General features: G+C 60.0%; 18 protein-coding genes. 14 read left to right on the plus strand and 4 right to left on the minus strand.

The features are described 5' to 3' along the window. Nucleotides 1-58 precede the first annotated feature (58 nt). The gene (ppdK, locus tag ACWGS8_RS17280; protein ID WP_454582062.1) at nucleotides 59-2737 is read left to right on the plus strand and encodes a pyruvate, phosphate dikinase; all 2679 of its coding nucleotides are present in this window, start codon (nucleotides 59-61) and stop codon (nucleotides 2735-2737) included. Between the two features lie 248 nt (nucleotides 2738-2985). Beyond that, entirely contained in the window at nucleotides 2986-3726 is a 741-nt protein-coding gene (locus tag ACWGS8_RS17285; protein WP_454582063.1) for a polysaccharide deacetylase family protein, read from the plus strand. 30 nt (nucleotides 3727-3756) lie between these two features. On the opposite strand, the gene ACWGS8_RS17290 is transcribed toward ACWGS8_RS17285, so the two are convergent. Together ACWGS8_RS17290 and ACWGS8_RS17295 are read right to left on the minus strand one after the other, a co-directional pair. Continuing rightward, complete coding sequence (locus tag ACWGS8_RS17290) at nucleotides 3757-4146, minus strand: DUF427 domain-containing protein (RefSeq protein WP_454582064.1); 390 nt, start codon at nucleotides 4144-4146, stop codon at nucleotides 3757-3759. A 127-nt stretch (nucleotides 4147-4273) separates the two neighbouring features. Continuing rightward, a complete protein-coding gene (locus ACWGS8_RS17295; RefSeq protein WP_010914922.1) occupies nucleotides 4274-4630 on the minus strand; it encodes a hypothetical protein in 357 nt (118 codons plus the stop codon). Between the two features lie 323 nt (nucleotides 4631-4953). On the opposite strand from ACWGS8_RS17295, the gene ACWGS8_RS17300 reads away from it, so the two are divergent. Next, nucleotides 4954-6582 carry a fatty-acid--CoA ligase gene (locus tag ACWGS8_RS17300; protein ID WP_454582065.1) on the plus strand — a complete coding sequence of 543 codons (1629 nt, stop codon included), beginning with the start codon at nucleotides 4954-4956 and terminating at the stop codon, nucleotides 6580-6582. Between the two features lie 79 nt (nucleotides 6583-6661). After that, nucleotides 6662-7447 (plus strand): DUF1499 domain-containing protein, encoded by a 786-nt coding sequence (locus ACWGS8_RS17305; RefSeq protein ID WP_454582066.1) that lies wholly within the window; start codon nucleotides 6662-6664, stop codon nucleotides 7445-7447. 55 nt (nucleotides 7448-7502) lie between these two features. On the opposite strand, the gene ACWGS8_RS17310 is transcribed toward ACWGS8_RS17305, so the two are convergent. After that, nucleotides 7503-8408 carry an MBL fold metallo-hydrolase gene (locus ACWGS8_RS17310; protein WP_454582067.1) on the minus strand — a complete coding sequence of 302 codons (906 nt, stop codon included), beginning with the start codon at nucleotides 8406-8408 and terminating at the stop codon, nucleotides 7503-7505. A gap of 114 nt (nucleotides 8409-8522) precedes the next feature. On the opposite strand from ACWGS8_RS17310, the gene ACWGS8_RS17315 reads away from it, so the two are divergent. From ACWGS8_RS17315 to ACWGS8_RS17360, 10 genes are all read left to right on the plus strand, one after another. Continuing rightward, complete coding sequence (locus tag ACWGS8_RS17315) at nucleotides 8523-9113, plus strand: biotin transporter BioY (RefSeq protein ID WP_454582068.1); 591 nt, start codon at nucleotides 8523-8525, stop codon at nucleotides 9111-9113. A 64-nt stretch (nucleotides 9114-9177) separates the two neighbouring features. Beyond that, entirely contained in the window at nucleotides 9178-10197 is a 1020-nt protein-coding gene (locus tag ACWGS8_RS17320; RefSeq protein WP_454582069.1) for an NAD-dependent epimerase, read from the plus strand. A gap of 132 nt (nucleotides 10198-10329) precedes the next feature. Next, nucleotides 10330-11211 carry a glucose-1-phosphate thymidylyltransferase RfbA gene (gene rfbA, locus ACWGS8_RS17325; RefSeq protein WP_454582070.1) on the plus strand — a complete coding sequence of 294 codons (882 nt, stop codon included), beginning with the start codon at nucleotides 10330-10332 and terminating at the stop codon, nucleotides 11209-11211. Between the two features lie 3 nt (nucleotides 11212-11214). Next, nucleotides 11215-11766 carry a dTDP-4-dehydrorhamnose 3,5-epimerase gene (rfbC, locus tag ACWGS8_RS17330; RefSeq protein ID WP_454582071.1) on the plus strand — a complete coding sequence of 184 codons (552 nt, stop codon included), beginning with the start codon at nucleotides 11215-11217 and terminating at the stop codon, nucleotides 11764-11766. 19 nt (nucleotides 11767-11785) lie between these two features. Then, nucleotides 11786-12856 (plus strand): dTDP-glucose 4,6-dehydratase, encoded by a 1071-nt coding sequence (rfbB, locus tag ACWGS8_RS17335; RefSeq protein ID WP_454582072.1) that lies wholly within the window; start codon nucleotides 11786-11788, stop codon nucleotides 12854-12856. Then, a complete protein-coding gene (gene rfbD, locus ACWGS8_RS17340) occupies nucleotides 12853-13758 on the plus strand; it encodes a dTDP-4-dehydrorhamnose reductase (protein WP_454582073.1) in 906 nt (301 codons plus the stop codon). The genes rfbB and rfbD overlap by 4 nt, the downstream gene beginning before the upstream one ends. After that, complete coding sequence (locus ACWGS8_RS17345) at nucleotides 13755-15119, plus strand: hypothetical protein (protein ID WP_454582074.1); 1365 nt, start codon at nucleotides 13755-13757, stop codon at nucleotides 15117-15119. Before rfbD ends, ACWGS8_RS17345 begins: the two co-directional genes overlap by 4 nt. Nucleotides 15120-15343: 224 nt before the next feature. Next, entirely contained in the window at nucleotides 15344-16402 is a 1059-nt protein-coding gene (locus ACWGS8_RS17350; RefSeq protein WP_454582075.1) for an NAD-dependent epimerase/dehydratase family protein, read from the plus strand. Between the two features lie 160 nt (nucleotides 16403-16562). Beyond that, nucleotides 16563-18392 carry a rhamnan synthesis F family protein gene (locus ACWGS8_RS17355; RefSeq protein WP_454582076.1) on the plus strand — a complete coding sequence of 610 codons (1830 nt, stop codon included), beginning with the start codon at nucleotides 16563-16565 and terminating at the stop codon, nucleotides 18390-18392. Nucleotides 18393-18900: 508 nt separating this feature from the next. Continuing rightward, a complete protein-coding gene (locus tag ACWGS8_RS17360) occupies nucleotides 18901-20823 on the plus strand; it encodes a rhamnan synthesis F family protein (RefSeq protein WP_454582077.1) in 1923 nt (640 codons plus the stop codon). 139 nt (nucleotides 20824-20962) lie between these two features. Here ACWGS8_RS17360 and ACWGS8_RS17365 read toward each other — a convergent pair whose 3' ends face one another. Continuing rightward, nucleotides 20963-21664, minus strand: coding sequence for an ABC transporter ATP-binding protein (locus tag ACWGS8_RS17365; RefSeq protein WP_010914947.1), 702 nt, complete (start codon nucleotides 21662-21664; stop codon nucleotides 20963-20965). Nucleotide 21665 lies beyond the last annotated feature (1 nt).

A 21665-nucleotide genomic window follows, 5' to 3' on the forward strand; every position in this document is an offset into this window, starting at 1 on the left:
AGGGTGGAACTTTCCGTTTCGCCAATCTTTCCAATCTCCTGCAACCGGAGAGCAAAGCATGACCAAATGGGTTTTCACCTTTGGCGATGGTGCGGCGGAAGGCCGCGCCGGCGACAAGAATCTGCTGGGCGGCAAGGGCGCCAATCTGGCCGAGATGTGCAGCCTGGGCCTGCCGGTGCCGCCAGGCTTCACCATCACCACCGAGGTCTGCAATGCCTACTATGCCAATGGCCGCGCCTATCCGGCGGGGTTGGAAGCTGACGTCGCGGCTGCGCTCGATCACATCGGCCGGCTGACCGACCGCCGGTTCGGCGATCCGTCGAAGCTGCTGCTGGTGTCGGTGCGCTCCGGAGCTCGCGCCTCGATGCCGGGCATGATGGACACCGTGCTCAATCTTGGCCTCAACGACGAGACGGTCGAGGCGCTGGCCACCGATTCCGGCGATGCGCGCTTTGCCTATGACAGCTACCGCCGCTTCATCCAGATGTATTCCGATGTCGTCATGGGCCTCGATCACGAGGTGTTCGAGGAAATTCTCGAAGACCAGAAGGCCAGCCTCGGCCATGAGCTCGACACCGAACTGACGGCCATCGAATGGCAAGGTGTGATCGCGCTCTACAAGGCCAAGGTCGAGGAAGAACTCGGCAGGCCGTTCCCGCAGGATCCGCAGGAGCAGCTCTGGGGCGCCATCGGCGCGGTGTTCTCGAGCTGGATGAACAACCGCGCCATCACCTACCGGCGCCTGCACGACATCCCTGAAAGCTGGGGCACGGCTGTCAACGTTCAAGCCATGGTGTTCGGCAATATGGGCGAAACCTCGGCCACCGGCGTTGCCTTCACGCGCAATCCGTCGACCGGCGAAAAGCAGCTCTATGGCGAGTTCCTGGTGAACGCGCAGGGCGAGGATGTCGTCGCCGGCATCCGCACGCCGCAGAACATCACCGAGGCCGCCCGCATCGCCGCCGGCTCCGACAAGCCGTCGCTGCAGAAGCTGATGCCGGATGCCTTCCAGTCCTTTGTCACCATCTCCGACAGCCTGGAAAAGCACTATCGCGACATGCAGGACCTCGAATTCACCATCGAGCGCGGCAAGTTGTGGATGTTGCAGACCCGCTCGGGCAAGCGCACCGCCAAGGCGGCGCTGAAGATTGCCGTCGAAATGGCAAGGGACGGCCTGATCACCAAGGAGGAAGCCGTCGCCCGCATCGATCCGGCCTCGCTCGACCAATTGCTGCACCCGACCATCGATCCGAAAGCCGCGCGCGACGTCATCGGCGTTGGCCTGCCGGCATCGCCTGGCGCTGCCACCGGCGAGATCGTCTTTTCCTCCGGCGATGCCGAGGATCTCAAGGCCCAAGGCCGCAAGGCGATCCTGGTGCGCATCGAGACCAGCCCCGAGGACATCCACGGCATGCATGCGGCCGAGGGCATCCTGACCACGCGCGGCGGCATGACCAGCCATGCCGCCGTCGTCGCGCGCGGCATGGGCAAGCCTTGCGTTTCCGGCGCCGGTTCACTGCGCGTCGATTACAAGGCCGGCACGCTGCTCTCGATGGGGCAGACCTTCCGCAAGGGCGACATCATCACCATCGACGGCGGCAACGGCCAGGTGCTCAAGGGCGCCGTGGCGATGCTGCAGCCGGAACTGTCCGGCGATTTTGCCGCCATCATGGAATGGGCGGACGCCGTGCGGCGCATGAAGGTGCGCACAAACGCCGAGACCCCGCTCGATGCCCGCATGGCGCGCTCTTTCGGCGCCGAAGGCATCGGTCTCTGCCGTACCGAGCATATGTTCTTCGACGGCGCCCGCATCGTCGCCATGCGCGAGATGATCCTGGCCGACGCCGAAAAGGATCGGCGCGCCGCCCTTGCCAAACTTCTGCCCATGCAGCGCTCGGATTTCCTGGAATTGTTCGAGATCATGGCCGGCCTGCCGGTGACGATCCGCCTGCTCGATCCCCCGCTGCATGAATTCCTGCCCAAGACCGAGGCCGAAATCGCCGAGGTCGCGGCCGTCATGGATGTGTCGCCCGACAAGCTCAGGCAGCGCACCGAGGCCTTGCACGAATTCAATCCGATGCTTGGCCATCGCGGCTGCCGGTTGGCCGTCTCTTATCCCGAGATCGCCGAGATGCAGGCACGCGCCATTTTCGAGGCCGCCGTCGAGGCCGGCCAGAAGGCCGGCGCGCTTGTCGTCCCCGAAATCATGGTGCCGCTGGTCGGCCTGGTGAAGGAGCTCGACTATGTGAAGGCGCGCATCGATGCGGTCGCCAAGAGCGTCATGGAAGAGAGCGGCGTCAAGATCGATTACCTCACCGGTACGATGATCGAACTGCCTCGCGCGGCGATCCGCGCCCATGTCATCGCCGCTACGGCCGAGTTCTTCTCCTTCGGCACCAACGACCTTACCCAGACCACGTTCGGCATCTCGCGCGACGATGCGGCTTCGTTCCTGGAAACCTATCGCCAGAAGGGCATTATCGAGCAGGATCCGTTCGTCTCGCTCGACATCGATGGTGTCGGCGAACTGGTGCGTATGGCCGCGCACAAGGGCAGGGCGACGCGGCCGGAGATCAAGCTCGGTATCTGCGGCGAGCATGGCGGCGACCCCGCATCGATCCGCTTCTGCGAGGAGGTCGGGCTCGATTATGTGTCGTGCTCGCCCTATCGCGTGCCGATCGCCAGGCTGGCGGCCGCACAGGCCGCGGTACAGGTGGCAAAAGCGGGGCGCGGATAGGGAGATCAAAGCCTACGGCTTTGTCTGAAAGCTCACGCGAACGTGCTGAAGGCATTGCGTAGTCGCACCGCGATGAAGCGGGAACGCGTTGTCTGAAGGGCGACCGATCGTCAGGCTGCCGAATGGCATATGCACGAGGTCAGTCAAATTGCCGCGCCATGCATTTTTCTGCTATCCATAGTCCGATTTCCGCCTTCATGCGGGTCTTTGGATGCCGGCTTGAAATCGCCAGTCAGGAATTCGGTTTGATGCGTCTGCTGCAAAGACATCTCTGCATGATCGCCATGTCGTTGGTAGCTGTACCCAGCGCCCGTGCCGCGACGCTGGTCGAGCCCACGCTGCACATCAAGCCCGCGGCAAGCGGAGCCGGCCGCGTTGCGCTCACGCTCGATGCCTGCGACGGACAGACCGACACGCGCATTCTCTCGGCGCTGGTGGAAAACAAGATCCCCGCCACCATTTTCGTCACCGGAATCTGGCTGAAGCGCAACGCCGCGGCCGTCGAGATCATGCGGGCGCATCCGGACCTTTTCGAACTGGAAAATCACGGCGGCCGCCACATTCCTGCGGTCGACACGCCGCAGAAGGTCTATGGCATAAAGAGCGCCGGTAGCCCGGACGCCGTACTGGCCGAAGTCGAGTCGGGGGCCGCGGCGCTCGCCAGGACCGGCGAGCCGGCACCGAGATGGTTCCGCGGCGCCACTGCCGAATACAGCCCCTCGGCGATCGCGATGATCCGCAAGCTCGGCTTCAAGATTGCCGGCTTCTCGATCAATGGCGATGGCGGTTCGCTGCTGGGCGCCAAGGAAACCGCAAGGCGCATCGCCGCGGCCAGGGACGGCGACGTCATCATCTCACACATCAACCAGCCGACCCACGCCGCAGGCGAGGGTGTGGTGCAGGGCCTGCTGGCGCTGAAAGCCAAAGGCATGACCTTCGTGCGCCTCGACGACGCCGACGGCATGGGCAATCACGGCACCACAGACTAATCCCGCAGGACGTGCTGGACTGCCCCCTGCTCAACCCGGCTTGGCTTCGATGCTGACCTTGCTGGCGTAGAAAGCACCGTGGTCGCGGATTTCGCTCATTTCGTCGAAAGGCCGCTCATAAGCCCACATCGCATTCTGACCGGCTTCGCCCGCAGGCAGCACGCTCCAATAGCTGGCGTCGCCCTTGTAGGGGCAATGGGTCGAGTGCTGCGTGCTGCTGAGCTTGTCGAAATCGATGTCGGCGAACGGTATGTAGAAGGCAGGGGGATAGGGCGCTTCGCTCAGGACCTTAGCCTTGGCGGACGACGCGATGACCGTATCGCCAGCGCGCACTGTGACGGTGCCGACATAGGGTTCGATGGTGATGATCTTGTCGGGGTTGCGCTGGAAGCCGGGTGCCGGGTTGGCGATCTTATCCATGCTGGTTCTCCTTGCGTGGCCCCTTAAAGTGTGGCGGGCACAGCTGTTGCGCAAGGTGGGCATCACGAAAACAGGCGCGCCAATCACCAAGGCGTGGCGCTGCGGCGCTTCGAGTGGCAGCCGTGGCTCAGGCGGCGGTCTTGAATGCGTCCATCAGTCCGGCATAGGCGGCGGCGATGCCCGCAACCGGGTTGCTGCTCCTGGAAACGGTCTCGACTTTCAGCGAGCCGCCGCCAGTCGGCAAGGTGAGCAGCAGGAACTGGCGATTGCCTCCAGCGCCGACGGATGCGGCCGCGACGTGCTGGCCTTCCCCCTCGTTCTGGACGCACATCTTGAACAGGAGCGTGCCGCCGACCGCTTCGAGCGCGCCGCCGACAACTTCAACAAATTCGTCTTCGGAAACAGTTTTTTCGTCCGGCACCAGATCGGCCAGGCTTTCGGCAAGTGTACTCTCAAGGGCTTTGTCGTCGAGCTGCGTGTCCATGCGAACCTCTTTCAGTCGCCAATCGCCCCCTTTACCCGTTAACGAAGCTTAACGCCGACGATGGCCGGATTGTGGCGGATTTCCCAGTCATTTCGTGGGATAGGACACCGTCGCGCCTGGAGCGTTTTCGACCCTCGTGCCATCGCGGTGGCAGGAATGCCCTGCAGTCCAAAATCCAAAACATGTCAAAATTCAACTGCTTGCCGTTGCGGCACGGATCCTGAAATTCGTGTCCCGCGCGAGCGGGTGACTGGACAATCCGCCGGTTCGCTTCACAATGCGCCAAAGCTACGACGCAAAATGCGCGAGGGAGGAGGAACCGGATGCTGGGGCTGATGCAGGAATGGCCGCTGCTGTGCCACAAGCTTATCGACAATGCCGAACGGCAGCATGGAGTGCGCGAGATCGTGTCGCGCTCGATCGAGGGGTCGATCGTGCGCACCACCTATGCCGATATCCATCGTCGTTCTCTCAAGGTCGCCCAGCGGCTGGAGCGGGACGGCTATGGGTTGGGCGACCGTATCGCCACGCTGGCCTGGAACACGGCGCGCCACCTCGAGGCCTGGTACGGCATCATGGGGGTCGGCGCCATCTATCACACGCTCAATCCGCGCCTGTTTCCCGAGCAGATCGTCTGGATCATGAACCATGCCGAGGACAAGGCCGTCTTCGTCGACCTCACCTTCATACCGTTGCTCGAGAAGATCGCCGGCGCCGTCAAATCGCTGAAAAAAGTGATCGTGCTGACCGACAAGGCGCACATGCCGCAGACGACCTTGGCCAACGCCGTCGCCTACGAGGACTGGCTTGACGAGGTCGATGGCGACTTCGCCTGGAAGACCTTCGACGAGGGCACCGCCGCCGGCATGTGCTACACATCGGGCACCACGGGCGATCCTAAGGGCGTCGTCTACAGTCACCGTTCGAACGTGCTGCACGCCATGATCGCCGCCATGCCCGACGCGATGGGCCTGTCGGCGCGCGACACGGTCCTGCCGGTTGTGCCTATGTTCCATGCCAATGCCTGGGGCCTCGGCCAGAGCGGCCCAATGGTCGGCGCCAAGCTGGTCATGCCCGGCTGCAAGATGGACGGCGCCTCGATCTATGAATTGCTCGACACCGAGAAGGTAACCTTCAGCGCCGCAGTGCCGACCGTCTGGATGATGCTGCTGCAATATCTGGAGGAGACCGGCAAGAAGCTTCCCTATCTCAACAAGGTCGTCATCGGCGGCTCGTCCTGCCCGCGCGCGATCATGACGAAATTCCAGGACAATTACGACGTCCAGGTCATCCACGCCTGGGGCATGACCGAAATGTCGCCGCTCGGCACGCTATGTACCCTGAAGCCGGAATATGCCGCTCTCCAGGGCGAGGCTCGACTCGATGTCAAGCAGAAGCAGGGCTACCCGCCCTTCGGCGTCGAAATGAAGGTGACCGATGACGAGAACAATGCGCAACCCTGGGATGGCAAGACCTTTGGCCGCCTGAAAGTGCGCGGCCCGGCCGTCGCACGCGGCTATTATGGTGGCGCCGGGGCGGAGCAATTCGACGCGGAGGGCTGGTTCGATACCGGAGATGTCGCTCACATCGACGCCGGCGGCTACATGCAGATCACCGATCGGGCCAAGGACGTCATCAAGTCCGGCGGCGAATGGATTTCGACCATCGACCTCGAGAATCTGGCCGTCGGTCACCCGGACGTGGCCGAAGCGGCGGCCATCGGCGTCCATCATTCGAAATGGGGCGAGCGACCCTTGCTGGTTGTCGTTGCCAAGCCGGGCAAGGAGCCGACCAAGGCGGATATTCTCGGTTTCATGGATGGCAAGGTGGCCAAGTGGTGGATGCCCGACGATGTCGCTTTCGTCGGCGAAATACCGCACACCGCCACCGGCAAGATCCAGAAGACAACCTTGCGCCAGCAGTTCAGGGACTACCGCCTGCCGACGGATTGAGGGATGTTGCGTGTTTCGGCTTCAAGCCGCCGCGAAAAGGCACTAAACCTCCGTCCGGGTTGGGGCAACGCAGAGAACCATGGTTAGCATTCCCGAACGGCGAACGTCGAAGGCTGCCGGCTGGTCGCGGCGCACGGCAGCATTTTCAGCGGTGCTTTTGCTGACCGACTTCGTCGGCCACCGCTTCGATCTCGTCGAAACGCCGGTGTTCCTGTGGGTGCTCGGCATCGTCGCGCTGCTGGCGGCGCTGGCGCTGCTGTTCGCCGCCTTTGCCTTTTCGAGACTTTGGAAATTCGGCGATCGCGGCGGCCGCGACCTGACCGTCGGCACCTTGCTGGCACTGCTGGTGCTGGTCCCCTATGGCGTTGCCGCCTACTGGGCGACGATCTATCCGCCGCTCAGGGACATTTCGACCGATTTCGACGAGCCGCCCGCACTCGACGTCAGCGAGCGGACCAAGGACATGAATGTGCTGTCCCCATCGACGCCAGGCGAACAAAGGCTGCAGGCCGACAGCTATCCGTTGGTCACCGCGCGCAGCTACGACCTACCATTCGAGACCATCGTCAATGCCGTCGAAACCGTTCTCGACCGGCGCAGTTGGGATCTTTCCGAACCCTATCCCGACCTTGCCGGGCAAAGCGACGTGACCATTACCGCTGTCGCCAAGGGCTTCGTGCTCGGCCTTCCGGCCGATGTGGCGATCCGCGTGACGGATAATGGCGATAGCGTGATCGTCGACATGCGGTCGGCCTCGCGTTATGGCCGCTATGATCTTGGCGACAATGCCGCGCGCATCACCGATTTCCTGGCGGAGCTGGATCAGGAAGTCGCCGGCCAGGTCGGAGCGGCTCCGGCCGAATAGGCATTTCCCAGCGCCGCGCCTGAGGGGAGGGTGGGAACCCGGGCCGGCGGGCTTATCAAGCCGGGGTGAAAATGCCGTCGATAGCGGGGGCGGCATCCGTCGATACCATGCCGCGCGCCACCAAATCCTCGAGATGGGCAAGCACCGACAGTCCGGCGGCACCATGCAGCCGCGGATCGGTATCCCTGTAGATTGCCTTGACCATGTCGGGAACCGTCCGGTCTCCGGCCCTGACCCGCTCCAATATGGCCCGCTCGCGCATCTTGCGATGCGTCTTCAATCCCCGCATGAATGCGCGCGGCTTCGTCACCGGCCCGCCGTGCCCAGGCAGCAGCAGGCGGTCGTCGCGCTCGATCAGGCGGTCCAGCGATGCCATGTAGTCGGCCATCGCCCCGTCGGGCGGCGCGACAATCGATGTCGCCCACGCCATGACATGATCGGCCGAAAACAGGATGCCGGTCCCCTCCAGCGCGAACACCGCATGATTAGCGGTGTGGCCGGGGGTCAGAACCGTACGGATCGCCCAGGCGTCGCCGGCGACCAACGCGCCGTCCGGCATTGCGATGTCGGGAATGAAAGCGGTGTCGGCGCTGGCGTCGAGCGCATTGGTCTCGCCGATATGCAGTGGCCTCGCCGGCCGGTGCGGCCCTTCCGCCATCACCAAAGCGCCGGTGCTCTCCTTCAGCCGGGCCGCCAGCGGGGAATGGTCGCGATGCGTGTGGCTGACGAAGATATGGCTGACCGGCCTGCCGGCGATCGCGCCGAGCAAGGTCTGAAGATGCGCCTCGTCATCCGGCCCGGGATCGATCACCGCCAGCGTATCGCGCCCGACGATATAGCTGTTGGTGCCATGAAAGGTGAAGGGGCTGGGGTTCCGGACGGTGACGCGCTGCACGTCCGGTGCCACGTTCACGCCCTGGCCGTAATGCGGATCGAAGCTGGTATCGAATTTGAGCGCCATATCGGCACATTGCTCCCGGAACGGCAAAACCGATTGCCGCATAGCACGCAAGCCAATATAGGAAAACGCAGGACCGCGATTATCGGATCGCGCTAGATCGGATTGGGGAAGACCATGGCAACTGCAACGACGATGCGCCCGCTTGTTACTCTGGCTTTGCCGCAGGAAGGCGCGGCGCGACTGGCAACACAGCTTTTCCTGGCGATCGCCGGAACGCTGCTTTTGACCCTGTCGGCCAAGACCAAGGTCGTGCTGGGCCCCGTCGACATCTCGATGCAGACGCTCGCCGTCTTGCTGATCGCCGCCGCCTTCGGCCTGCGCCTCGGCGTCGCCACGCTGCTGCTCTACATGGCGGAGGGCGCGATGGGCTTCCCGGTCTTCCAGGGCACACCGGAGAAGGGCATTGGCCTTGCCTACATGGTCGGCCCGACGGGTGGATATCTCGCCGGCTTTGTCGTCATGGCGGCGATTGTCGGCTGGGCCGCGGATCGCGGCTGGGATCGCCACCCGATCAAGCTTTTCAACGCTATGCTGGTTGCCGAAGTGGTGATGATGGCGATGGGCTTTGCCTGGCTGGCGCTGCTGATCGGCCCGGAAAAGTCCTGGCAGTTCGGCGTCGTGCCATTCGTCGTCGGCGACCTGATCAAGGTTGCGCTGGCGGCAAGCCTTGTGCCGGCCGTCTGGTCGCTGCTGAAGCGCGCCTGAGGTCTGCAGGAAGCTTGGCGTGCCATAAGGCGTAGGGATCCATTCCCGAGGACGGGCGCTTCCGATGAAGGTTCTGGTCACCGGCGCCGCCGGCTTCATAGGCTATCATGTCGCCAGGCGGCTTATGGAGCGTGGCGACGAGATTGTCGGCATCGACAGCGTCAACGACTACTATGACCCGCGGATCAAGCAGGCACGGCTGCGGCTGCTGGCCGAAGCCAGCCGCGGCACCAATGCCGGCTATCATTTCATCCACGGCAATCTTGCCGACAGAGAAGTCGTGGACGGCTGCTTTGCCGATCACGACTTCGACCGGGTGATCCATCTCGCCGCTCAGGCCGGGGTGCGCTACAGCCTGGAAAATCCGCGCGCCTATGTCGAAAGCAACATCGTCGCTTTCACCAACATGCTGGAGGCCTGCCGCAATGCCGGCATGGCGCACCTGACCTATGCCAGCACTTCGAGCGTTTACGGCGCCAACACGGACATGCCGTTTTCGGAGCACCGCCCGGCCGATCATCCGCTGCAGTTCTACGCCGCGACCAAGCGCGCCAACGAGCTGATGGCGCACAGCTACAGCCACCTGTTCGGGCTGCCGACCACCGGGCTGCGTTTCTTCACCGTATACGGCCCCTGGGGGCGTCCCGACATGGCGCTGTTCCTGTTCACCAGGAGCATCCTGGCCGGCGAGCCGATCAAGCTGTTCAACAATGGCAACCACACGCGCGACTTCACCTATATCGATGACATCGCCGAAGGCGTGATCCGGGCCAGCGACAGCCCTGCCGCCGGCAATCCCGCCTGGGATTCCGGCCATCCGGATCCGGCAACGAGCAGCGCGCCCTGGCGCATCTTCAACATCGGCAACAACAATCCGGTCAAGCTGACCGCCTATGTCGAGGCGTTGGAAAGCGCGCTTGGCCGCAAGGCCGTCATCGAGCTCTTGCCGCTGCAGGCCGGCGACGTGCCGGACACTTTCGCCGACACCACCGCGCTGCAGGAGGCTGTTGGCTACCGTCCCGGCACGTCCGTGTCGGACGGGGTAGGGCGGTTCGTCGAGTGGTACAAGGCGTATTTTGGCTAGGGTGGCTGAGGTCATGTCCTAGCGTGCGAAACAGACCTCTCCTGTGTCGCGTGCCGCATTGACAAGCCATTGAATGAAACCTAAGCACGGACGGTCAGGGCCGGGGGGCTTCGGCATGTCAAGGAGAGCTTCTTGAAAGGAATTATCCTTGCTGGGGGCAGTGGAACGCGTCTTTATCCACTGACATTAGCGGTCTCTAAGCAAATCCTTCCGATATACGACAAGCCGATGATTTATTATCCGCTGAGCGTACTGATGCTGGCGGGAATCCGAGAGATTCTGATTGTCTCGACACCGCGTGATCTGCCGGCTTTTCGTGATTTACTCGGCGACGGATCGGAGTTCGGGCTGGCGTTTTCCTACGCCGAGCAGCCGCAGCCCAATGGTCTTGCGGAAGCTTTCATTATCGGCCGGGATTTCATCGGCAAGGATAGCGTCTCGATGATCCTTGGCGACAACATCTATTTCGGTGATGGCCTGTCGCAGCTTTGCCGCGCCGCCGCTACGCGCGACGCGGGTGCTTCGGTGTTCGCCTACCATGTCGAGGATCCCGAGCGCTATGGCGTCGTGTCCTTCGACAAGGCAACCGGGACCGCGCTGACGATTGAGGAAAAGCCGCGGAAGCCTAAGTCGAACTGGGCTGTCACCGGTCTCTATTTCTACGACAATGAGGTGGTCGACATCGCCCCGACGATCCGCCCCTCGGCGCGTGGCGAGCTCGAGATCACGGCGGTCAACAATGTATATCTCGAGCGCGGCAAGCTGCATGTGCACCGTTTGGGCCGTGGCTATGCCTGGCTCGACACCGGCACCCACGACAGTTTGCACGAAGCCTCTTCCTTCGTGCGCACGATCGAACATCGGCAAGGCATCAAGGTCGCCTGTCCTGAGGAGATCGCCTTCGAGCAGGGCTGGCTGACGGCGGAGCAAGTGCTGCAACGCGCGACCCGGTTGGGCAAAAACGAATATGCTGCCTATCTGCGGCGGCGCGTCGCCGATCTGTTGGAGGGCTAAGCGTTGGAGATCAGGTCCCTCGGCATCGATGGCGTGCTGGAAATCGTTCCCAAGCGACATGGCGATGCACGCGGCTTCTTCATGGAAACCTACAATGCCGAGCGGTTTTCGCAGGCAGGCATCGATTTGGTTTTCGTGCAGGACAACCATTCCTATTCCGCCACGGCAGGCGTCTTACGAGGGCTTCACTACCAGCTCGAGCCGCGAGCCCAGGACAAGCTGCTGCGCGTCATTCGCGGCAGTATCCTCGACGTCGCGGTCGACATCCGCCGTGGTTCGAAAACTTTTGGGAGGTGGGTCGGCTGCGAGATTTCGGCTGAAAAGGGCAATCAGATTCTGGTGCCAAAGGGTTTCGCGCATGGCTTTGTGACGCTCGTGCCCGACACCGAGGTTCTCTATAAGGTTACCGACACCTATTCGCCCCAGCACGATCGGTCTGTCCGCTTCGACGATCCCACCATCGGCATCGAATGGCCTTCAGTGGCCGGCGGGTTCCAGCTTTCGGACAAGGATCTCAAGGCGCCGGTGCTTGCCGATGCGGAAGTGTTTGCCTGATGGGAATGAGGATAGCGGCATGAATTTTCTGGTGACAGGCGGGGCTGGCTTTATCGGTTCGGCGGTGTGCCGGCATTTGTGCGCCAATCCGGCCTATCGGGTGACCAATCTCGACAAGCTCACTTATGCCGGCAACCTGGCTTCGCTGCGGCAGATCGAGAACGCGCATAATTATCGTTTCGCCCATGCCGATATCTGCGACGAGAAGGCGGTGCTCGACATGCTGCGCCGCGACGATATCGACATCGTCATGAACCTCGCCGCCGAGAGCCATGTCGACCGCTCGATCGATGGCCCAGGCGCCTTCATCGAGACCAACATTGTCGGCACCTACCGCATTCTCAATGCCACGCTCGAATACTGGCGCGGCCTGCCCGACGACAGGAAAAGCCGCTTCCGCTTCCATCACGTCTCGACCGATGAAGTGTTCGGCGATCTGCCTTTCGACGGTGGCATGTTCGTCGAGGAGACGCCCTACGCGCCATCTTCGCCCTATTCGGCCTCCAAGGCGGCCTCGGACCATCTGGTGCGGGCCTGGCACGAGACCTACGGCCTGCCGGTCGTGCTCTCCAACTGCTCGAACAATTACGGCCCCTATCATTTTCCCGAAAAACTGATCCCGCTCGTCATTCTCAACGCGCTCGACGAAAAACCGCTGCCAGTCTATGGCGCCGGCGCCAATGTGCGTGACTGGCTGTTCGTCGAGGATCACGCCCGAGCCCTGGAACTGGTCGCCACCAAGGGCACGCCGGGCGAGAGCTACAATGTCGGCGGCAATTCGGAACGCACGAACCTCGCCGTCGTCGAGACGATCTGCGACCTGCTCGACATCAGGCGTCCCCGGGTCGGCGGCAGGCGTTATCGCGACCTGATTTCCTTCGTCACCGACCGCCCGGGCCACGACCGCCGCTACGCCATCGATGCCTCCAAGATCGGCCGCGAGCTCGGCTGGGCGCCGAGCGAGAATTTCGACAGCGGCCTGGCTAGAACCGTTGACTGGTTCCTCGACAACAAATGGTGGTGGGGGCCGATCCGCGAGCAGCGCTATGCCGGCGAAAGACTGGGCCAAGCCCGCAAGGTGGACGCGTGAGGCTCGTTGTCACCGGACGCGACGGCCAGGTCGCGGCTAGCCTGCTGGAAGTCGGCCAGGCGCACGCCGATGTGGAGGTCGTCGCCATCAGCCGTCCGCAGCTCGACCTGGCAAGACCGGAGACCGTCATCGACGCCATCGCTGCGGCCAAGCCTGACATCGTCGTATCGGCCGCTGCTTACACGGCCGTGGACCAGGCCGAGGATGAACCTGATCTCGCCTTTGCGGTCAACGCGGCCGGCGCAGGCAAGGTGGCCGAGGCCGCCGCGCGGCTCGGCGTCCCCGTCATCCATCTTTCGACCGACTATGTCTTCGACGGCAGCGCTCCCGGCGCTTATGTCGAAACCGATGTAACTGCACCCCTCGGCGTCTACGGCGCTTCCAAGCTCGCCGGCGAGCAGGCGGTGGCCGCCGCCAGCCCGAACCACCTGATCCTGCGAACGGCCTGGGTCTACAGCCCGTTTGGCAAAAATTTCGTCAAAACCATGCTGCGGCTGGCCGCCGACCGCGACGAGATTTCAGTGGTGGCCGATCAATGGGGAAATCCCACATGCGCGCTCGATATCGCCGATGCGATCCTGCATGCCGCGACGATGCTGCACCGCAACAAGGACTTCGCCGCGTTCGGGACCTATCATCTGGCCGGCACGGGCGAGACCAACTGGAGCGGTTTTGCCCGCCATATCCTGGACACGAGCCGGGCTTTTGATGGTCCTTGGGCACGGGTGCGGGACATTGCCACCACGGACTATCCAACCAAGGCGCGCCGCCCCGCCAATTCCCGGCTTTCGAGCGCCAAATTCGCGTCAGCCTTCGGCTGGGACGCGCCGGACTGGCGGAAATCGACGGAAGCCGGGGTGCGCCGGCTGGTGGGCGACATGAAACGGGCACCGCCTGCATGAACAAGCGGGCCTCGGCAGAAAATCTGCAAGATGCGGCGCCGGACGGCGAGGTGGCGTCGAAGCCGCGTGAACCCAAGCTTGCCAAGCGCACCTGCATCATGGTGCTGGGCATGCATCGCTCCGGCACCAGCGCGCTGACGCGAGCGATCAGCCTGCTTGGCGCGGAACTGCCGAGAAACATATTGGGCGCCTATCCGACCAACGAAACAGGTCATTGGGAGCCGGCGCGGCTCGTGGAACTGCATGACCAAATGCTGGCCGAAGCCAGTAGCCGATGGGACGATTGGCGGGCTTTCGATCCGACCACGCTCGGCGAGCCGCGGCTTGCCCGTTACAGGGACGACATCAAGGCGCTTATACTGGAGGAATTCGGCGACGCGCCGTTGTTCGTCCTGAAAGACCCGCGCATCTGTCGATTTGTACCGTTTTACGAGTCCTTGCTTGCAGATATGGGCGTCGTGCCTCTCTTCGTGCTGCCCAACCGTCATCCGCTGGCGGTGTTCGCTTCGCTAAAGGAGCGGGACGGCATCACGGCTGACTTTGCCTGTTTCGTTTGGCTGCGTCATGTTCTTGACGCCGAGGCCGCGACGCGCGGCAAGAGGCGTAGCTTCATCTCCTATGAAGAATTCCTTCGCGACTGGCGCGACACGATCGGTCGCGTGGGCGAGGCTCTGGACTTGTCTTGGCCCACGGCGATCGCCGCAGCGGAAGCCGACATCGAGGCTTATCTCAGGCCGGAGCTTCAGCACCATACATCGAGCTGGGGCGAATTGCAGGCGGGTGCCGTCAATGTTTGGGTGCGCGATGCCTATGCAGCCTTGTGTGCACTTGGCAAGCAAAGGCCGGAAAGCCATCTCGCGCAGGACGAGCTTTCACGCATCAGGCGGGAATTCGACAAGGCGTCGGCGGTATTCGGCAAGGCCACTTTTCCCGAACTGGCAAGGCGCGAGCAGCAGGCTAGCCTGCTTGCCGACCACGCCAAGCACGCCGAGGCCGAGACCGCGGCGCTGAAGGAACGTCAGGCAGTGGTTGCGAACGAATTGTCCGTCGCACGCGAAACCATTGCGTCGATGAATCGAGAAAGCAAGGCCGCTCGGGAACGGATGGCTCACCTCGAAAAAGCTCTTGCCGAGCAGAGGAAAGCTCTTGCCGAGCTGAGGAATGAGTTTGACGCCCAGCTTGCGGCGGCCCGTGAAATGATCGATGCGCGCGATGCCGAAATCGCGCTGCTGCTCGCCGATCGCGACAATACCCGCGCCGAAATTGACGCCATTTATGCCAGCGCTTCTTGGCGCGCCGCTGCGCCGCTAAGAGCAGCAAAGCAGCTTTGGGCTGCCCTTGGGAAAAAAGGGCGCAACTGATGTCAGGCGCTCCTCTCGGGTCTCATCTTGCATTATATCCTCCAAAGAGGCGGTCCTTGTTGCTAGCTTTCATCGATCGGCATACCTGCCGTTTGGTACGGCTTTCCGCAGGCACGGACGCCTGACGCGACGCTTCAAGTTAGGCGGGAGCCTCTTGTATCTATCCAAATGAGATTGACGCTGATAGCGAACAGCCGGATTAATGAAACGGGAATGCTGCTTGAATGTCCAAAACATGCGTAGTTACCGGCGGGGCCGGATTCATTGGATGTGCCTTGTCAACCAAATTGGCAAGCCGTTTCGGGCGTGTGATAGTCATCGACAGTTTGCATCCGCAAATTCACGCTGAGCGAAAACGTCCGGCCGAACTTGATCCCCGCGTTGAACTTGTCGTTGCGGATGTGACCGAGGCTTCTACCTGGGCGCAGGTGTTGGAAACCGCCCGACCTGATGTTGTCGTGCATCTGGCCGCTGAAACCGGCACGGGACAGTCGCTCACAGAGGCCTCTCGCCACGCGATCGCAAATGTCCTTGGCACGACCCGCATGTTGGACGCCTTCGCCACGGCATCGCATATTCCCGAGCGGTTTGTCCTGGCTTCGAGCCGGGCCGTCTATGGAGAAGGGGCATGGCGATCCAAGGCGACGGGCGAAGTGACGTATCCGGGCCAGAGATCGAAGTCGCAGCTTGAACGCGCGGAGTGGAATTTCCCTGGGCTTGAGCCTCTTCCAATGGACGCGGAAAAGACGATACCGAATCCAACCAGTATCTACGGGGCAACGAAACTAACTCAAGAACAGATATTGCGAGCTTGGGCTCTTTCATTCGGAACAACAGTCAACGTGCTTCGTCTTCAGAATGTGTATGGTCCGGGGCAGTCCCTGACGAACAGCTACACAGGAATTGTGTCATTGTTCATCAGGATGGCCAAAGAAGGAAAAAGCATTCCGATCTATGAAGACGGGGATATAGGCAGGGATTTCGTTTTCATAGCTGACGTGGCCTCGGCGCTCGACAAGGCGGCGCATGTGGATTTGTCGCAATCGCTCCCCTATGATGTGGGTACCGGCTCCAAGACCACGGTTCTCGAGTTGGCAAGGATCGTCGCAAAGAGGTATGGGGCGCCAGAGCCGCGCGTCAATGGAATGTTCCGCAACGGCGATGTTCGTTGTGCCGTCGCGAACATTGACCGCACCGTGCGTGAGCTGGAATGGCGGCCGTTGCACGGTGTCGACGAAGGAATAGGGCAACTTTCCGAATGGATCGATTCGCGGCTTGGCTAGAGCGTTTCACCGTTTCATGGAAACGGCGAACCGCTCTAGCTCTTTGTTTTGCCGCAATTCCAGACGGAAAACCGCTCACACTTTTCCTGGAATTTGCTCTAGGACCGATATTTCGCGCCGAAGGGTCGTGCGCGTGTTGAAGAGCGCGTAGCGGAATACAATGAAGCGTTTGGCCATCGCATTCTACTATGATGAAGACGGCAAGGTGGAGGACTATTTCCTTCATTTGCTGGCCTCGTTGAGGCCTTTTGTCGAACGCATGATCGTTGTGTCCAACGGGTCCTTGGATCAAGAATCCGATCGTCGCCTCTCGCAGGCTGTTGATAGGCTGATTGTCCGGGAGAACAGCGGATTCGACGTTTGGGCGTACAAGGCCGGCCTTGATGACATCGGCTGGTCGCAGCTAGCGCAATTCGATGAAGTGCTCCTTTTCAATCATACGTTTTACGGTCCAATTTTTCCATTTTCCGAGATGTTCTCGCAAATGGAGCGTCGCGTGTGTGATTTCTGGGGTATATCGGCACACCGTGCGATGCGCCCGCATCCCTTCGACTCGATGAAATCCGAACTGCCATTTCATCTCAATTCGCACTTTATCGCGGTTCGGAAGGCTCTTCACCAGTCGAAAGCTTTCGAGCTTTATTGGGAACGTATGGGCAAGATCGAAACCTATATGGATTCGATTGGGAGGCACGAGACCGTCTTCACCAAGCATTTCGAAGATCTTGGATACCGGTGCGCGGTCTATCTCGATCCCGAAAGATACAAAACTTCCTATCCGGTTCTTATGGAAGTCGACAAGACGCTGGAGGATAGGAGCCCAATACTGAAGAGAAGGCTATTTTTCCATGAAACGCTATTTCTGGAGAGTGAATCGATAAATTTGCCAAGAGCGTTGGAGATCATAAAAGAGAATTCTGAATATGATCTTTCATTGGTCTGGCGCAGTGTCGGCAGAATTGCAAAGCCGAGAACGCTTAGCTGCAATGCCGCTCTGTTGTCGGTGCTTCCTGATGAAGTCACGACGGCTCATATTGCAGAAAAGTCATTTCGCATCGCCGTTATCGCTCATATATTCTATACGGAGATGACGGCGGAGATATTGGCCTATGTGGAGAATATTCCCGCTGGATATGACCTAATCGTCACGACCGACACCTATGAAAAAAAGGCGGCGATCGAAACCGCAATTGCTGGGACGCGCGGTGCCAACTGTGTGATCATTCACGTCGTTGAATCCAATGAGGGTCGAGATACATCGGCGCTGCTGATCGCCTGTCGGGACTATGTCTTGAAGGAAGATTACGATCTCGTCTGTCGCGTGCATTCGAAGAAATCGCCCCAGGATGGCGCTAAGGGCGAGCAATTCAAGATGCATATGCTGGACAATTTACTTTGCTCCCCAGCCTATGTCGAAAACATACTTGGCCTGTTTGCAGAAGACGCTTCATTGGGGCTTGTCATGCCATCGATAATCCATATCGGCTATCCGACGATCGGGAATTCCTGGTTTGGAAACAAGGACAATGTCGCTCTGCTTGCCGAAAAGCTGGACCTGAAAATACACCTCGATGACGACATGCCAGTGGCGCCTTACGGAGGAATGTACTGGTTCAGACCGCCGGCATTGAAGAAGTTGTTCGCGCATGAATGGAAATGGAGCGACTTCGCTGGAGTGCGTCACAAGGATGGCAGTTTACCTTATGCGATCGAGCGGATCGTGGCATATGTCGCGCTGGATGCCGGCTACATGTTCCGCCATGTCCTGACGCCAAGCCATGCAGCTCGAAACTATACAATGCTGGAAGCAAAATTATCTGCTGTCCATTCCGGGCAGTCTCCAAACTTTGGCGTGAAACCGGCGTTCAAAGCCCTGATTAATGCTGCAAAGCGATCGACAATGCGCAGATCGCCATTCTTGTTTCGTATTCTCAGACCGGCTTACCAGGCTCTCAGAGCCGTAGGTAATCGTCGGGTCCGGAAAGCGTGAAGGGCGCCTGTTGCGTGTGGGCTTGGTAAGCTTGTGCTCAGGTAGGTAGTGCTGCCCGCTCTCTGCCGCTGAGCGGTGATCGGGTTTTAAACCCTCTGAATGTTTAAGCTGAAATTGGCTTGTCTGCCCGAAAATTTGTCTGCGACCTCTTCCCTGTCCCAGGCCTTGCCCGGCAGTCGAGTTTCCATCCGTCTCCCTTTCGTCTTTCGCCGTATGGGCTAGACCGCTCTTCAAGGACGCGGCAGGGCGGGGCACATCGCCGTCATATATCGCTCTCGAATTGTTGATAGAAGGAAGCGGGAAAGGTTGACACGAAATGCTCCAACGTTCATTTGCCACGGGGATTTTCGGTTCCGTCCAGCGGCCAAAGCGCCTTCAGTCGATTGTTCCTGCTGGGCGGATGCCCTACAAGGCGGAAGCGCTCGCTGAGCAACCAAGAAACAGCTGAAGTACCGTATCGATCAATCTGTGGCATCCTCCCTCCTTCGTAACATCTGGATCCGGGTAAATGACAAAGCGACTTGCCGTAGCCTTCTTTTATGATGAAGAGGGTGTGGTGGATGATTACTTTCTGCACCTGATCAAATCTCTGCAACCATTCGTAAGCAGGACGATTTTTGTGTCGAACGGCCCCTTGTCGCGCGATTCCGAAATCGCCGCGAGGGCGTTGGCCGAGGAAGTAATAATTCGAGACAACAGCGGATTCGATGTTTGGGCCTACAAGACGGCGATTGAATCAGTTGGTTACGAGAACCTCGGCGAGTATGACGAACTGCTACTCTACAATCATACGTTCTACGGCCCCATTTACCCCTTTTCCGAGATGTTCCAGGCGATGGAAAAGCGAACTGCCTTGGATTTCTGGGGGATTACGATTCACAAGGAGATGATTCCCAATCCCTTTACAGGGGAAGGTGTCCTTCCTCGTCACATCAATTCCCATTTCATAGCCATTCGAAAGCCCATGCTCACATCCTTGGCGTTTCGCCGGTACTGGGAAACGATGCCGGAAATAAAGAGTTACAACGACTCGGTACTAAAGCACGAAACCCAGTTTACCAAAAATTTCGCCAAGCTGAAGTATAAGTTCGACTCTTATCAAGATCCGGACGACTACGGTTCGGCCTATCCGTGTTTTATTGATATCGATGAATCGATGAAGAATAGATTGCCGCTGCTAAAGCGGCGTCTATTTTTTCACGACTCATTATTCCACGACAACAACGCGATAAATCTGCCGAAGGCAATGGATATAATTGCCAGGACGTCCGATTACGACGTTAATCTTATTTGGAAGAATATTTCGCGCACTGCGGCGCCGAGAATAATTAATACCAATGCCGCGCTTATGTCCGTGTTGCCAGATCAACAGCTTGAGGCTGGCGCTCCGGACGACTTGCGTATTGCGGTATGCGCGCATGTTTACTACACTGATCTGCTCGATGAACTGGTATCATATTCCAAGAATATCAATACCAAATATGACTTTATCGCCACCACTGACTCCAAGGAAAAGAAGAAATTTATCGAAGATCGCCTTAAATCGGAAGCGGGCATTGGAAAGGTAATTGTTCGTGTCGTCGACAGCAACCGCGGGCGCGACATGGCCGCTTTTTTCATCACGTGCAGAGACATTTTTCTGCAGGACAACTACGATCTCGTGTGCAGGATACACACAAAGAAAACGCTCCAGGTTTCAGGTCCGCGAGCGTTGCTCTTCAAGAATCACCTCTTGGAGAATCTGCTGAATAGCCCTGGCTATGTCGAGAATGTCATACAGTTGTTTCGCAAGAATCCTGTTGTCGGAATTGCCCTCCCGCCGATTATCCATATCTCCTTCGATACCATGGGCCGGTCATGGTTTGCCAACAAGGAGCCGGTGAGAGCCCTGCTGAAACGACTTAACGTCAAAGTGCCCCTTGATGACGACACGCCCGTCGCCCCGTATGGTTCGATGTTCTGGTTCCGGCCAAAAGCGTTGCAGAAGCTGTTTGACAGAGAATGGAAGCACAGCGATTTCCCATCCGACACGGAATATGCGGATGGGGACCTGCCGCACGCCCTGGAGAGGGCCATCGTCTACGTGGCTCAGGACGCCGGCTATCTGGCGCACCATATCATCTCCCCAAGGCAGGCTGCATTCAATTACACGATGCTTGAATACAAGCTGCAAAAAGTGATGTCGCATTTCCCCAACGACAGTTTCTTTGCGATTGTCGACAGGTTGCGTGTTGCGAAGTCCCGTGAAGTTCAAGTCGGGGGCAACGTGGGCAATTCTGTTCTGGCCGCTCGCCAGCCGCTGCTCAAGGAATCGATCGTCGCGACTGTCGGCGCTGCCAAGCGGTCCCTGCATGCGAGGGCGCCGGGTGTATTCTATGCCTTGCGGCCGTTCTATCGGATCGGCAGACGGCTAAGGTCTCTCGTGAAATGACCGTCGATTTATGCGCGTTACATGAATCGTAAGGCGCAGTTTGGTCGATGCCTTAAGACGGCCTGGTTCTCGAGCGGATGCAACGTTCCGCTCGTTGGCGGGGGCGGAGATGGCACTTTGAATGCGCACGCTTTGCGATTTAAGCCAGCGACTCCACCCGGCCGGCTCGAAGTGTGAGTTTCTTCGTGCAGACGCGCCGGATGAGCGCATCGTCGTGGCTGGCCAACACGATGATGCCGGCCTTTTCCGCCAGTTCGTCCATGCGTCGTTTGGCTTTCTCCTGGAACGACGCGTCGCCGGCGCCAATCCATTCATCCATCAGCAGAATTTCAGGCTCGAGAGTGGTCGCTGCAGCAAATGCCAAACGTGCCGCCATGCCTTGGCTGTACGCCTTGAACGGCAGGTCTATGAAGTCGCCCAGCTCGCTGAAATCGATTATTTCTTCCATCTTCTCTTCGATCTCGGCCGCCGTCCAACCGCTGATCAACCCCCTCAGCACGATGTTCCTGCGCCCGGTGGCCTCGGGACGAAACCCTATGTGGATGTTGAACAGGGCATCGACCTTGCCGGTGATCGATATCGTGCCACCCGATGGCTGGTAGATTCCGTATAGCACCTTGAGCAGGGTGGTCTTGCCGGCGCCGTTCGGGCCGACAAGCCCTAACCGGTCGCCCGCCTTGAGCTCGAAGCTGACACCGTCGAGCGCCTGCACGACCTGTTTGGTGCCCGACTTGGCAATATTGCCGCCGAGAGCGCTCCGACGCCGGCCGGGAGCCGAAAGCGTCAACTTTTCAAACAGGCGGTAGACCAGGCTGACATTGTTCAGTGTGATGGAGGTCATG

The sequence above is a fragment of the Mesorhizobium sp. 43Arga genome, assembly GCF_053714255.1.